We start from the raw sequence: 13,950 nt of genomic DNA on the forward strand, positions 1-13,950 counted from the left end.
TCCAACTTCCCGGCAGGACCCACCACCATGACAGCCCTCCTCATCGACGGCAACGCCCTCTCGAAGACCTTGCGCGCCCAGGCCGCCGAACGCGCCGCCGCGCTGACCGCCCGCGGCCACCAGCCCGGCCTCGCGGTGATCCTCGTCGGCGACAATCCGGCCAGCGAAGTCTATGTGCGCAACAAGATCAAGGCGTGCGAGGACAACGGCTTCTTCTCGCAGAAGGAGGCGTACCCGGCATCGCTGTCGGAGGCCGACCTGCTCGCGCGCATCGACGCGCTGAACCGCGATCCGAAGATCCACGGGATCCTCGTCCAGCTGCCGCTGCCCGCGCACATCGACAGCCACAAGGTGATCGAGGCGATCGCGCCGGAGAAGGACGTCGACGGCTTCCACGTCGCGAACGCCGGCGGGCTGATGACCGGCAAGCCGCTGTTCCGCCCGTGCACGCCGTACGGCGTGATGAAGATGTTCGAAGCGCACCGGATTCCGCTGCAGGGCGCGAACGCGGTCGTGATCGGCCGCTCGAACATCGTCGGCAAGCCGATGGCGATGATGCTGCTCGACGCCGGCGCGACCGTGACGATCTGCCACAGCAAGACGCGCGACCTCGCCGCGCACACGCGGCAGGCCGACATCGTCGTCGCGGCGGTCGGCAAGCGCAACATCCTGACGGCCGACATGGTGAAGCCGGGCGCGACGGTGATCGACGTCGGCATGAACCGCGACGATGCGGGCAAGCTGTGCGGCGACGTCGATTTCGCGGGCGTGAAGGAAGTCGCCGGCCATATCACGCCGGTGCCGGGCGGCGTCGGCCCGATGACCATCACGATGCTGCTGATCAACACGATCGAATCCGCCGAGCGCGCCGCCGCGGCCGCCTGAGTGCCCTCTCCCGACCGGCGCGCGCTTGCGCGCCGGCGTCCCGCCGGCCGCGTCGCGGCCGCCCGCCCCGCATCCGACCCTGCGTCAATCGCGCCGTTAGAAACTAACGATTGGAAAGCGCGCGATGCGCCCCAATAATGTCGGTATCGGGCGCCGCCGCCGCGCCTTACCCTTTTCACCCCGGTTCATCCGGCAACAGACAGGGAGTCTTATGTCCGCCAGCGCCAATTCCAATCCGCTTCTCGATTTCTCCGGCCTGCCCCGCTTCGGCGAGATCCGACCGGAACATGTGACGCCCGCGCTCGACACGCTGCTCGAAGCGGCCAACCGCGCGGTCGACACCGCGAGCGCACCCGCGACGCCGGCGACCTGGGCCGATGTCGTCGAGACGGTCGAGCATGCGACCGAGCCGCTCGGCCGCGCCTGGGGCATCGTCGGCCACCTGAACGCGGTCGCCGATACGCCCGAGCTGCGCGCCGCCTACGGCGAGAACCTGCCGCGCGTGACCGAGTTCTGGTCGAGCGTCGGCCAGAACCTCGCGCTGTACGAGAAGTACAAGGCGATCGCCGCGGGCGCCGAATACGCGACGCTGTCGGTCGAGCGCCGCAAGATCCTCGACAACGCGCTGCGCGACTTCCGCCTGTCGGGCGCCGAGCTGCCCGAGGACCAGAAGCCGCGCTTCGCCGAGCTGCAGGAACAGCAGGCGGCGCTGTCGAAGGCGTTCTCCGACCATGTGCTCGACGCGACCAACGCGTACGCGTACTTCGCGCAGGACGAGGCCGAGCTGGCCGGCCTGCCCGGCGACGCGATCGAAGCCGCCCGCGAAGCCGCGCAGAAGGACGGCAAGGACGGCTGGAAATTCACGCTGCACTTCCCGTCGTATTTCCCGGTGCTGCAGTACGCGGAAAACCGCGCGATGCGCGAAACGCTGTACCGCGCGTATGCGACGCGCGCGTCGGAACTCGGGCCGCAATACGGCGGCGGCAAGGCCGAATGGGACAACACGGCGATCGTCGCCGACGAACTGAAGCTGCGCCGCGAAGAGGCGCAGATGCTCGGCTACCGCAACTTCGCCGAAGTGTCGCTCGCACCGAAGATGGCCGAGTCGCCGCAACAGGTGATCGCGTTCCTCGAGGATCTCGCGACGCGCGCGCGTCCGCACGCGGAAAAGGACTGGGACGAGCTGCGCGCATTCGCCGCGAAGGAGCTCGGGCTCAGCGAGCTCGCGCCGTGGGATGTCGCCTACGCGGCCGAAAAGCTGCGCCAGCAGCGCTATGCGTTCTCCGAGAACGAGGTCAAGCAGTACTTCCCGGAACCGGCCGTGCTCAAGGGGTTGTTCACCGTCACCGAGACGCTGTTCGGCGTGCAGATCAAGCCCGACGACGCGCCGGTCTGGCACAAGGACGTGCGCTTCTTCCGCGTCGAGAACCGCGACGGCTCGCTCGTCGCGCAGTTCTACCTGGACCTGTACGCGCGCGAAGGCAAGCGCGGCGGCGCGTGGATGGACGACGCGCGCTCGCGCGCGAAGCGCGACGACGGCGTGCAGACGCCGGTCGCCTACCTGACCTGCAATTTCTCGGCGCCGGTCGGCGGCAAGCCCGCCTGCTTCACGCACGACGAAGTGATCACGCTGTTCCACGAGTTCGGCCACGGGCTGCATCACATGCTCACGCGCGTCGACGAACTCGGCGTGTCGGGCATCAACGGCGTCGAATGGGATGCGGTCGAGCTGCCGTCGCAGTTCATGGAAAACTTCTGCTGGGAATGGGACGTGCTGTCGTCGATGTCGTCGCACGTCGATACCGGTGCGTCGCTGCCGCGCGCGCTGTTCGACAAGATGATCGCCGCGAAGAACTTCCAGAGCGGGCTCGGCACGCTGCGCCAGATCGTGTTCTCGATGTTCGACATGCTGCTGCACGTCGATTTCGATCCGGCCGGCGCGGCCGGCGTGAACGCGTTCGCGCGCGAGATCAACGAGCGCTATCACGTGATTCCGCAGGCGCCGTTCTCGCGCTGGCCGAACACCTTCAGCCATATCTTCGCGGGCGGCTATGCGGCCGGCTACTACAGCTACAAGTGGGCCGAAGTGCTGTCGGCGGATGCCTACGCGGCATTCGAGGAAGCGGCTGCCGCCAGCGGCAGCGTGCTCGACGCGGCAACCGGCACGCGCTATCGCCGCGAGATCCTCGAGGTCGGCGGCAGCCGCCCGGCGATGGAGTCGTTCAAGGCGTTCCGCGGCCGCGAGCCGGAGATCGACGCGCTGCTGCGTCACAACGGGATGGCGTCGCCCGCGCACTGAGCGCAGCGCCCTTCGCTGCACCGCAAAGCACCGCTTCGGCGGTGCTTTTTTATTGCGCGGGCGGTTCGTCGTCGAACAGCGAGATCTGTCCGTGGCGCTCGGCCGTGTCTTCGTCGATGCGCACGCCGACGCCGAGCAGCCGCACTGGCTGCGCGCGCCGCAGCAGCCCTTTCGCGAGCAGCGTGACCGCCGTTTCCGCGTTGGTCGCGTCGGCCACGCACTCGACCGTCGTGCGCTGGAAATCGGCGAAGCGGATCTTCACGTACAGCTTGCGGATCGCGCGCAGCGCACCGGCCCGCTCGATCCGTGCATCGAGCTGCACGACCAGCCGGCGAATTTCCGCCGCGCATTGCTCGAGCGTCGTCAGGTCGGTCACGTAGGTCGTCTCGACGCTGACCGACTTGCGCTCCTGGTCGGCCTGCACCGGCCGCTCGTCGATCCCGCGCGCCAGTTCGTACAGGCGCCGTCCGAACGCGCCGAACTCGCGATGCAGATCGATCAGCGACCAGTCGCGCAGCTGCGCGCAGGTCTGGATGCCGAGCCGGTCGAGCCGCGACGCCGTCACCTTGCCGACGCCGTGCAGCTTGCGCACCGGCAGCGCCGCGACGAACGCGTCGACCTCGTGCGGGCGCACGACGAACAGGCCGTCGGGCTTGTTCCAGTCGGAGGCAATCTTCGCGATGAACTTGTTCGGCGCGACGCCGGCCGACACCGTCACGCCGACCGTCTCGTGCACGCGCCGGCGGATCTCGGTGGCGATCAGCGTCGCGCTGCCCTGGCAGCGCTCCGACCCGCTGACGTCGAGATACGCCTCGTCGAGCGACAGCGGCTCGACGTCGGGCGTGTAGTCGCGATAGATCGCCATGATCAGCCGCGAGGCCGCGCGGTACTTGTCCATCGCGGACGGCAGGATCAGCAGGTCCGGGCACTTGCGCATCGCGAGCGCCGACGACATCGCCGAATGCACGCCGTAACGCCGCGCCTCGTAATTGCAGGTCGCGATCACGCCGCGCTGGTCGGGCCGGCCGCCGACCGCGAGCGGACGGTTACGCAGCGACGGATCGTCGCGCATCTCCACCGACGCGTAGAAGCAGTCGCAATCGCAGTGGATGATCTTGCGCACGCGCGGCGTCGCCTCGCCCGGCGGCGGCAGGCCTGGATCGGTGCTCGGAGGGATGGTCGGATTCACGGTGCCGATACTGTACAAAAACACAGTGGGCGTTTCAACTGTCACGTGCGGCCCAGGCTGGCGGCCGGCGGCTGGCCGTCGCGCGCGGCAGCGCCGTACCGGCCCGCTTCGCACCGACCGTACCGCCGGGCGCACACGCGGCCGCCTATACTCGTCTGCCGCGACACACGACATGCAACAGGTGACGGATGAAGACGATCGGACTGATCGGCGGCATGAGCTGGGAATCGTCGGCCGAGTATTACCGGATGATCAATCGCCATTCGAAGGCGCTGCACGGCGGACATCACAACGCGAAGAGCGTGCTGGTGACGGTCGATTTCGCCGAGATCGAGGCGCTGCAGCGCACGCACGACTGGCCCGCGCTCGGCGAGCGCATGGCCGGGGCCGCGCGGCAGCTCGAAGCAGCGGGCGCCGAGCTGGTCGTGCTGACGACCAACACGATGCATCGCGTGTACGACGCGATCGAAGCGGCGGTCGCGCTGCCGTGCCTGCATATCGCCGATCCGACCGGCACGGCGCTGCGCGACGCGGGCATCGAGCGCGTCGCGCTGCTCGGCACGCGCTATACGATGGAACTGCCGTTCTACGCGGAGCGGCTGCGCGACCGCTTCGGCCTCGACGTGCTGGTGCCCGGCGACAGCCAGCGCGGCGACGTGCACCGGATCATCTACGACGAGCTGTGCCACGGCATCGTCGAACCGGCGTCGCGCGCGACCTACGTGCGGATCATCGAGTCGCTCGCGCAGCGCGGCGCGCAGGCGGTGATTCTCGGCTGCACGGAGATCACGCTGCTGATCGGCGCGGACGATTCGCCGCTGCCCGTGTTCGATACGACGGCGCTGCATGCGAAGGCCGCCGTCGAATGGGCGGCGGGTTGACTGTGGGGAGGGGCCGGGCCGTTCGGACCGGCCGCGACGCCTGTCTCGACGCATGGCATCCGGCGATGCGCGACGCATCGTGACACGACGGGCATCTCGATTTCGCGCGCAGCCTCGATGCGCAACCGGACAGCGCACGTCGAGCGAAAAAAGAAACCGGCGCCGGAAAACAAAAAACCCGGCAGAAGCCGGGTTCTTGTCGACGAAGCGCGCATCGGTCAGTGCGCTGCACATCGTCTGGTGTGCTTGGTTGCGGGGACAGGATTTGAACCTGTGACCTTCGGGTTATGAGCCCGACGAGCTGCCAGACTGCTCCACCCCGCGTCAGAGAAATAAATTATAGGGTGGTTAAGCACTTACGTCAACACTTTTGTCACATCCGTTTGCTTGTCGCCGCTGCGCGGGTCGAGCCGGACGCCGTCGCGCGGCGCATCGCACGCATTCGCGCGACGCGCTCGCGGTAAGATGGCGACCTTTGCATTCACGCTTCACGCGCCCTTCCGTACATGAAGATAGCAACTTGGAACGTCAACTCGCTCAACGTCCGCAAGCAGCACGTGCTCGACTGGCTCGCGCAAAGCGGAACCGACGTGCTGTGCCTGCAGGAGCTGAAGCTGCCCGACGAGAAATTCCCGCGCGCCGACCTCGAGGCGATCGGCTATCGCAGCTGGTTCACGGGACAGAAGACCTATAACGGCGTCGCGATCCTCGCGCGCGATACGCTGCCGTTCGACGAGTCGGACATCGTGCGCAACATCCCCGGCTTCGACGATCCGCAGCAGCGCGTGGTCGCCGTGACGATCGACGGCGTTCGCTTCGTGTCCGCGTATTTCCCGAACGGCCAGGCGCCCGACTCCGACAAGTTCGTCTACAAGATGCAGTGGCTCGATGCGCTGCAGGCGTGGCTGCGCGCGGAAATGCAGCGCTACCCGAAGCTCGCGCTGCTCGGCGACTACAACATCGCGCCGGAAGACCGCGACGTGCACGATCCCGCGAAATGGGAAGGCCAGAACCTCGTGTCGCCGCAGGAGCGCGCGCACTTCGCCCAGCTGATCGAACTCGGCTTCGTCGATGCGTTCCGCCGCTTCGAACAGCCCGAAAAAACCTTCACGTGGTGGGACTACCGGATGTTCGCGTTCCGCCGCAACGCGGGGCTGCGCATCGATCACATCCTGCTGTCGCCGGCGCTCGCCGACACCTGCACGTCGTGCGTCGTCGATCGCACGCCGCGCACCTGGGAACAGCCGTCCGACCACACGCCCGTCGTCGCGGTCGTCGGCTGACCCTGCGCCCGCGCGCCGTCAGCGACGCGCGGGCGCGGGCCCGAGATGGGCCCACAGGAACCCGAATTCGGCCGCATCGGATTCGGCCCGCTCCAGATCGTCGGCGCTGCCGTGGCCGCCGTCGGTGTTCTCCCAGTACCACACCCGGTCGTGACCGAGCGCGTGCATGCGCGCGGCCATCTTGCGCGCGTGCGCGGGATGCACGCGGTCGTCGCGCGTCGATGTCGTCAGCAGCAGCGGCGGATACGCGACGCCTTCGCGCACGCGGTGATACGGCGAATACGCGGCCAGCGCCGCGCCTTCGTCGCGATCGTCGGGATCGCCGTATTCGTCGAGCCACGCAGCGCCCGCATGCAGCTTCGGATAGCGCCGCATGTCGAGCAGCGGCACGCGGCACAGCACCGCGCCGAACAGCTCCGGGCGCTGCACCATGCAGGCCGCGACCAGCAGCCCGCCGTTGCTGCCGCCTTCGATGCCGAGCTGGGCCGCCGTCGTCACGCCGGTCGCGACCAGGTCCTCCGCCACCGCGATGAAATCGTCGAACGAGCGCTGCCGGTGCTCGCGCTGCGCATCGACGTGCCAGCGCGGTCCGAACTCGCCGCCGCCGCGGATATGCGCGAATGCGGCGACGCCGCCGCGTTCGAGCCATGCGATGCCGAGCGCGTCGCTGTAGCCCGGCAGGTTCGGCAGCGCGAAGCCGCCGTAGCCCGACAGCAGGCACGGCCGCGCGACGCGTACGTCGCCGTCGAGCGCGTCGCGCGGGCCGATCAGCGTGTACGGCACCAGCGTGCCGTCGCGCGAGCGCGCGCTGGCGCGGCGCACGACGAGCCCGGCCGCGTCGAACTGCACCGGCGGCCGGTCGAGCAGCACGCGGCGCGACGCCGCATCGGCCGCGCGATCGGCCAGATCGGCAAGCCAGCATTCAGGCGGATCGAGATAGGTGTCGACATCCACGTACACCTCGTCGTTCAGCGTCGACTCGACCGGCTCGACGTCGATCTGCGCGTCGCCCGGCCAGTCGAACGGCCGCGCATCCCAGCGCCAGGTGCCGTCGTCGGCCTGATGCGGCTGCCACAGCAGCGTGCGGTTGTGCACGTCGTCGAGCCAGCTCGCGATCAGCGTGTGGCGCGTATGCGTCCACGTGCATGCGGAGGTCGAAGGCTGCGGCGCAAACAGCGTGGTGAACGCGCGCGAACCCTCGAGAAACGCCTGCTCGCGAATCGCGAGCAGCGAGCCGCCCGCATGGCGCACGCCGTCGCAGTCCCAGTCGAGCCGCGGCTCCAGCACGAGCCAGCCTTCCCAGAAGCCGACCTCGACGTGCGTCGGCACGTCGTAGCGCGCCCACTCGCCCGCTTCGGTCAGCCGGTACGCATGCGCGTCGAAGAAGTCGACGCTGCGCCACGCGACGTGACGGCCGTCGATCGGGTCGAACCACGCGCCCGCGCTGATGTCGTCGGGCTCGCCGCGAAACACGACCGGCGCGTCGGCCAGCGGCGTACCGCGCACCCAGCGCCGCGCGTCATAGGGATAACCTGCCGCGGTCGCATGCGCTTCGCCGCGATCCCAGCTCACATAGACGGTATCGCGGTCGATCCAGCCCACCGTGTGATTGCCCGGCGTGTCGATCGTGAAGCCGTCGTCGACGAAACGGCGCTGCACCAGATCGAATTCGCGCACGACGACCGCATCGGCGCCGCCCGGCGACAGCGACAGCAGCGCGCGATCGCCGTCCGGATAGAGGATCGCGTCCTGCTCGAAAACCCACGACTCGCCCTCTTCGGCGCCGAGCGCGTCGACGTCGAGCAGCGTTTCCCAGTCGGGCCGGCCCGCGCGCCAGTCGTCCCAGCGCGCGCGGCGCCACAGTCCCTTCGGATGCAGGTCGTCCTGCCACAGGTCGTAGGCCCAGTCGCGCCAGCGGGTCGGAATCACCGGGCGCTCGCGCGGCAGATACGCCTGCGCGAGACGCGCGGCGAGCGCGCGATACGCATCGTCGTCGCGCAGCGCGGCGCGCGTGCGCGCATTCTGCGCGTCGACCCACGCGCGGGCGCGCGCGCTGCCGAGCGCTTCGAGATAACGGAACGGATCGGCCCCGGCGGGCCAGCGGAAAGATTCGGACATGACAAACCCGCGTGACGGCAAACCGCGATTATGTCCGATCGCGGCAGGCGCGACGCCCGCGCATGCCGCGTGTCGCGCTCAGGGCTCCAGATGCAGTTCCTGGATCTTGCGCGTGATCGTGTTGCGGCCGATGCCGAGCCGCTCGGCGGCCTCGACCTTGCGGCCGCGCGTGAAGTCGAGCGCCTCGCGGATCACGGCCGCCTCGAAGCGGCGCGCGAGCTCGTCCATCACGTCGGCCGAATTCTCGCGCAGCAGCCGCGCGACTTCGGTACGCAGCCCGCTCTCCCACAGCGGATAGCCGGCCGGCGCGCCGTTCGGTGCGGCCACCGCGGCAGGCAGGCCCGCCGGCGCCGCGTCGACGGCCGGCTGGACGCCCTGCGCATCGCCGCCGCCGTGCGCCTGCGCATCGTCGGCCGCCGCGACCGCCGGCGCGCCCGACGGCACGAGATCGGGCGGCAGGTCCTTGATCTCGACGGTCTGCGCGGGCGCCATCACGGTCAGCCAGTTCGCGAGGTTCTCGAGCTGCCGCACGTTGCCGGGAAACGGCAGCGACGTCAGGTACGCCAGCGCCTCGTCGGACACGCGCTTCGGCTCGACGCCGAGATCGCGGGCGCTTTTCTGCAGGAAATGGCGCGTGAGCAGCGGGATGTCGTCGCTGCGCTCGCGCAGCGGCGGCAGGCGCAGCCGGATCACGTTGAGCCGGTGATACAGGTCCTCGCGAAACAGCCCTTGCCGCACGCGCGATTCGAGGTTCTGGTGCGTCGCGGCGATCACGCGCACGTTCGCGCGCAGCGGATTGTGGCCGCCGACGCGATAGAACTGCCCGTCCGACAGCACGCGCAACAGGCGCGTCTGCAGGTCGAACGGCATGTCGCCGATTTCGTCGAGGAACAGCGTGCCGTTCTCGGCCTGCTCGAAGCGGCCCTGCCGCGTGGTCTGCGCGCCGGTGAACGCGCCGCGCTCGTGACCGAACAGCTCGGATTCGAGCAGGTCCTTCGGAATCGCCGCGGTGTTCAGCGCGATGAACGGGCCGTTCGCGCGCGGGCTGTGACGATGCAGCGCCCGCGCGACGAGTTCCTTGCCGGTGCCCGACTCGCCGGTGATCAGCACAGTCGCGGCCGAATGCGACAGGCGGCCGATCGCGCGGAACATGTCCTGCATCGCGGGCGCCTGGCCGAGCATCTCGGGCGCCTCGGCCACGCGGTCGTCCTGTGGTGCGCCGCTGCGCAGGCTTTCCTCGACCGCGCGGCGGATCAGCTCGACGGCCTTGTCGACGTCGAACGGCTTCGCGAGATACTCGAACGCGCCGCCCTGGAACGCCGCGACGGCGCTGTCGAGATCGGAGAACGCCGTCATGATGATGACGGGCAGGCCCGGCAGGCGCTCGTGCACCGCCTGCAGCAGCTCGAGGCCGGAACCGCCCGGCATCCGGATGTCGGACACGAGCACCTGCGGCGTCTCGTGGTCGAGCGCGGCCAGCGCGTCGCGCACGTTCGCGAAGCTCTTGGTCGCGAAGCTGTCCCGGGCGAGTGCCTTCTCGAGCACCCAGCGGATCGATTGGTCGTCGTCTACTATCCAGATCGGCTTCATAGGTCGGTCAGATATTGGTGAATCCGGTGAATCGCACTGTCGCCGCTCACGGGTCGAGCGGCAGCAGAATCTGAAATTCGGTACGTCCCGGGCGGCTTTCGACCTCGATCATCCCGTCGTGCTGCTGCACGAAGGTCTGCGCGAGCGTGAGGCCGAGGCCGCTGCCGTCGTCGCGCCCGGACACGAGCGGATAGAAGATCCGGTCGCGGATCTCTTCCGGAATGCCGGGCCCGTTGTCGATCACGTGCAAGTCCAGTGCCAGCTTGTACAGCCGCTTGGCGATCGTCACCTTGCGCGCGACGCGCGTGCGCAGCTCGATCTTCGCGTCGCCCTGCGCGATCCGCTCGCGCAGCGCCTGCGCGGCATTGCGCACGATGTTCAGCAGCGCCTGGATCAGCTGCTCCTTGTCGCCGCGCAGGTCCGGCACGCTGACGTCGTAGTCGCGCTCGATCGTGAGCCCGCGCGGGAATTCGGCGAGCATCACCGCGCGCACGCGCTCGCAGACCTCATGGATGTTCACGTCGCCGACGATGTGCGGATGCCGGTGCGGCTCCAGCAGTCGGTCGACGAGCGTCTGCAGGCGATCGGACTCCTTGATGATCACCTGCGTGTATTCGCGCAGCTCGCCGCGCTCGCGTTCGCCGAGCTCGAATTCGAGCAGCTGCGCGGCGCCGCGTATCCCGCCGAGCGGGTTCTTGATCTCGTGCGCGAGATTGCGGATCAGCTGCTTGTTGACCGCGGTCAGGTCGTGGATGCGCTCCTCGCGGTCGGTGCGCGACTGCCGTTCGTTCTCGAACAGCTCGACGAGCACGAAATCGGGCGCGCTCTCGAGGAAGCCGACGATCGCATGCACGTGCAGCGGCTCGCGGCCGGGCCGGTCGAGCACGGTGTCGAGATGCGTCGCATGAAAGCGCTCCTCGCCGATCGCGGTGATCGTCGACGCGAGCTCGTTCGCGTTCGGAAAGATCTCGCCCCACGGCCGCTGCGCGAGCTGGCGGCGCGAGATGTCGAGCATCGCCTCCGCCGACGGATTCGCGAACGCGATCCGCAGCGTCTTGCGGTCGAGCACCAGCACGACCGTCGGCAACGCCTCCAGCCCCGCCAGCAGGCCCGAGCGCGCGAGCCGCTCGTCGTCCGTCGGTTGCCCGGCGTGTCCTGTCTTCGCCTTGATCAGATTCTTCAGAACCATCGTGCGTGCGTGTCGCGCCTGCTGCGCCAGAAGCCAGAAAAAAGGAAATCGCGGAACAAAAAGGGGACGGCTGGGCGCCGTCCCCTTTTCAGACTCCGCCGTTCCCGCCGCGCGCCGCGCGACGGGAACGAACCGGCATGACGGCGCTGAATCGAAGCGCCATCGCCGATTACAGCGAGTAGTACATCTCGAACTCGATCGGATGCGTCGTCATGCGGAACTTCGCCAGCTCCTGCTCCTTCAGCGCGAGGTACGCATCGATCATGCCGTCCGTGAACACGCCGCCGCGCGTCAGGAACTCGCGATCCTTGTCGAGCGCTTCGAGCGCCTGGTCGAGGCCCGCGCAGACGGTCGGGATCTTTGCATCCTCTTCCGGCGGCAGGTCGTACAGGTTCTTGTCGGCCGCTTCGCCCGGATGGATCTTGTTCTGAATCCCGTCCAGACCGGCCATCATCAGCGCCGTGAAGCACAGGTACGGGTTCGCCATCGGATCCGGGAAGCGCGTCTCGATGCGGCGGCCCTTCGGGTTCGACACGTGCGGAATGCGGATCGATGCCGAGCGGTTGCGCGCCGAGTAGGCGAGCTTGACCGGCGCCTCGAAGTGCGGAACCAGACGCTTGTACGAGTTCGTCGTCGGGTTCGTGATCGCGTTCAGCGCGCGAGCGTGCTTGATGATGCCGCCGATGTAGAACAGCGCCTGTTCCGACAGGCCCGCGTAGCCGTTGCCCGCGAACAGGTTCTGGCCGTCCTTCCAGATCGACTGGTGAACGTGCATGCCCGAACCGTTGTCGCCGACGACCGGCTTCGGCATGAACGTCGCGGTCTTGCCGTACGAGTGCGCGACGTTATGGATGATGTACTTCGACCATTGCGTCCAGTCGGCGCGCTGCACCAGCGTCGAGAACTTCGTGCCGATTTCGTTCTGGCCCTGGCCCGCCACTTCGTGGTGGTGCACTTCGACCGGAATGCCGAGCTGTTCGAGCAGCAGGCACATTTCCGAACGCATGTCCTGGAACGTGTCGACCGGCGCGACCGGGAAGTAGCCGCCCTTCGTGCCCGGACGGTGGCCCGTGTTGCCGCCTTCGAAGTCCTTGCCCGACGACCACGGCGCTTCTTCCGAGTTGATCTTCACGAAGCAGCCCGACATGTCCGTGTTCCACTGGACCGAGTCGAAGATGAAGAATTCCGGCTCCGGACCGAAGTAGGCCGTGTCGCCGATGCCCGTGCTCTTCAGGTACGCTTCGCCGCGCTTCGCGAGCGAACGCGGATCGCGCTCGTAGCCCTTGCCGTCGGCCGGCTCGACCACGTCGCAGGTCAGCACGAGGGTCGACTCTTCGTAGAACGGGTCGACGAATGCCGCGTTCGGGTCCGGCATGAGCAGCATGTCCGACGCCTCGATGCCCTTCCAGCCGGCGATCGACGAACCGTCGAATGCATGACCGCTCTCGAACTTGTCTTCGTCAAACGCCGAAACCGGCACCGACACGTGCTGCTCCTTGCCGCGCGTATCCGTGAAGCGGAAATCGACAAACTTGACGTCCTCGTCCTTCACGAGCTGCATGACGTCGGCGACGGTTTTACTCATAACCTCTTCTCCTGATTGAACAATTCCGGCGGACTGGGAACCGCCTCGTTTATCGAGCTGACCGGGGATCAGGCTTTTGCGCAGCGCGCCCCGATTCGACCGAATTCTATAGAGCAGCTTCCGTGCCAGCATGCGCGAATCTGGCGCAAATCGCGCGGAGGCGCGCCGCCACGGGGGCCGGCTGCGCGATTCCGGGGCTCCGCGCCGCGTCGTCCGCCAACCGCATGCACCTCGTCGGTGCAATCTCGCCGACACGCCGCCGACATCGAATCATCTTGGTGCACGCGCGCCATTCTGCACCTTTTTGGTGAGCGCGTGTGCGGTGCGCGCGCGGCATCGCCACGGGAACGCCCGGGCGACGGTGCGGCGCTAGAATGTTCGTTTGACCGATATGGAGACTCCCTGCCATGAGTACGCTCGAACAGCTTTACGCGAAGGCCGACGAACGCCGCGCGCAAGGCTCGCTCAACTATGCCGGCGCGCTGCTGCCGGCCGAGGCATTCGAACTGCTGCAGCTCGATCCGTCGGCGCGCCTCGTGGACGTGCGCACTCGCGCCGAGCTCGACTGGATCGGCCGCCCGCTCGTCGGCGACGGCCAGTACCTGCATCTCGAATGGACGCGCTACCCGGGCGGCGTGCCGAACACCGGCTTCGTCGATGAACTGCGCGCGGCCATCACGCCCGACACGCCCGTGCTGTTCCTGTGCCGCAGCGCCGCGCGCTCGAAGCTCGCCGCCGTCGCCGCGTCGCAGGCCGGCTTCACGAAGGCGTTCGACCTGCTCGAAGGCTTCGAGGGCGCCAAGGACGCCGAAGGCCACCGCAAGACGGTGGACGGCTGGTGCTTCCGGAAACTGCCCTGGATCGGCGCCTGAGCGCGCGCCGAACCCGTTCGCGTCATCGTCGAGCCGGGCGATGACATGCCGATGACGGG

The 13,950-nt window shown here is 68.2% G+C and carries 10 protein-coding genes and 1 tRNA gene; 5 read left to right on the forward strand and 6 right to left on the reverse strand.

Annotation, left to right across the window (positions count from 1 at the left end; translation table 11 throughout):
- Positions 1-27: 27 nt before the first annotated feature.
- Together folD and WS57_RS29360 are read left to right on the forward strand one after the other, a co-directional pair.
- Positions 28-885, forward strand: coding sequence for a bifunctional methylenetetrahydrofolate dehydrogenase/methenyltetrahydrofolate cyclohydrolase FolD (gene folD, locus WS57_RS29355; RefSeq protein WP_040127771.1), 858 nt, complete (start codon positions 28-30; stop codon positions 883-885).
- 211 nt (positions 886-1,096) lie between these two features.
- The gene (locus tag WS57_RS29360) at positions 1,097-3,184 is read left to right on the forward strand and encodes a M3 family metallopeptidase (protein WP_009689064.1); all 2,088 of its coding nucleotides are present in this window, start codon (positions 1,097-1,099) and stop codon (positions 3,182-3,184) included.
- A gap of 49 nt (positions 3,185-3,233) precedes the next feature.
- On the opposite strand, the gene dinB is transcribed toward WS57_RS29360, so the two are convergent.
- Positions 3,234-4,397, reverse strand: coding sequence for a DNA polymerase IV (dinB, locus tag WS57_RS29365; protein ID WP_069245195.1), 1,164 nt, complete (start codon positions 4,395-4,397; stop codon positions 3,234-3,236).
- Positions 4,398-4,561: 164 nt separating this feature from the next.
- Between dinB and WS57_RS29370 the strand changes: the two genes are divergently transcribed.
- On the forward strand, positions 4,562-5,254 hold the full coding sequence (locus WS57_RS29370; RefSeq protein ID WP_069245196.1) for an aspartate/glutamate racemase family protein: 693 nt from the start codon (positions 4,562-4,564) through the stop codon (positions 5,252-5,254).
- A 247-nt stretch (positions 5,255-5,501) separates the two neighbouring features.
- Here WS57_RS29370 and WS57_RS29375 read toward each other — a convergent pair.
- Positions 5,502-5,578, reverse strand: a tRNA-Met gene (locus WS57_RS29375).
- A 182-nt stretch (positions 5,579-5,760) separates the two neighbouring features.
- Here WS57_RS29375 and xth point away from each other — a divergent pair.
- Complete coding sequence (xth, locus tag WS57_RS29380; RefSeq protein WP_009689069.1) at positions 5,761-6,537, forward strand: exodeoxyribonuclease III; 777 nt, start codon at positions 5,761-5,763, stop codon at positions 6,535-6,537.
- Between the two features lie 18 nt (positions 6,538-6,555).
- Here xth and WS57_RS29385 read toward each other — a convergent pair whose 3' ends face one another.
- The 4 genes from WS57_RS29385 to glnA all read right to left on the reverse strand — a co-directional run bounded on the left by WS57_RS29385 (position 6,556) and on the right by glnA (position 13,019).
- Complete coding sequence (locus tag WS57_RS29385) at positions 6,556-8,655, reverse strand: prolyl oligopeptidase family serine peptidase (protein ID WP_069245197.1); 2,100 nt, start codon at positions 8,653-8,655, stop codon at positions 6,556-6,558.
- A 78-nt stretch (positions 8,656-8,733) separates the two neighbouring features.
- Positions 8,734-10,245, reverse strand: a complete 1,512-nt coding sequence (gene ntrC, locus WS57_RS29390) for a nitrogen regulation protein NR(I) (RefSeq protein WP_069245198.1) — start codon at positions 10,243-10,245, stop codon at positions 8,734-8,736.
- Between the two features lie 46 nt (positions 10,246-10,291).
- The gene (gene glnL / locus WS57_RS29395; protein ID WP_009688919.1) at positions 10,292-11,434 is read right to left on the reverse strand and encodes a nitrogen regulation protein NR(II); all 1,143 of its coding nucleotides are present in this window, start codon (positions 11,432-11,434) and stop codon (positions 10,292-10,294) included.
- Between the two features lie 169 nt (positions 11,435-11,603).
- Complete coding sequence (gene glnA / locus WS57_RS29400; protein WP_009688920.1) at positions 11,604-13,019, reverse strand: type I glutamate--ammonia ligase; 1,416 nt, start codon at positions 13,017-13,019, stop codon at positions 11,604-11,606.
- A gap of 407 nt (positions 13,020-13,426) precedes the next feature.
- Here glnA and WS57_RS29405 point away from each other — a divergent pair, with 407 nt between their 5' ends.
- On the forward strand, positions 13,427-13,891 hold the full coding sequence (locus WS57_RS29405) for a rhodanese-like domain-containing protein (protein WP_009688921.1): 465 nt from the start codon (positions 13,427-13,429) through the stop codon (positions 13,889-13,891).
- Positions 13,892-13,950: the final 59 nt, after the last annotated feature.

The organism is Burkholderia pseudomultivorans, from assembly GCF_001718415.1.
Taxonomy (GTDB): Bacteria; Pseudomonadota; Gammaproteobacteria; order Burkholderiales; family Burkholderiaceae; genus Burkholderia; species Burkholderia pseudomultivorans_A.